The organism is Pseudomaricurvus sp. ABR4_320, assembly GCF_056159445.1.
Genome location: NZ_JBSWVF010000109.1, coordinates 1 through 307, shown reverse-complemented (window position 1 = coordinate 307; position 307 = coordinate 1). Strand labels below are relative to the sequence as shown.

At 47.2% G+C, this 307-nt stretch carries 1 protein-coding gene; it reads left to right on the top strand.

What is annotated here, in order from left to right:
• Positions 1-307 (top strand): IS30 family transposase (locus tag ACXAFR_RS27595; RefSeq protein WP_475183451.1); only part of this gene is annotated, 307 nt, incomplete at both ends.

Below are 307 nucleotides of genomic sequence, written 5' to 3'. Positions count from 1 at the left end.
CCCTCATCCAGAGGGTAAAGCGAAAAACGGCCGAGTGCGTCACGCAAGCTATCATCACCTTGCTTTCGCCATACAGTGACTCTGTTATCACAATGACGTCTGACAATGGCAAAGAATTCGCCGATCACAACATCATAGCGAGCAAACTTGATGCTGATTTTTATTTTGCTCACCCCTACGCATCCTGGGAGCGTGGGCTGAACGAAAATACCAACGGCCTGATACGGCAATACATTCCCAAAGGCACCGATCTGACCACCATAACTCAACAGGAGATCAATCAGATCATGTACAAACTCAATAATCG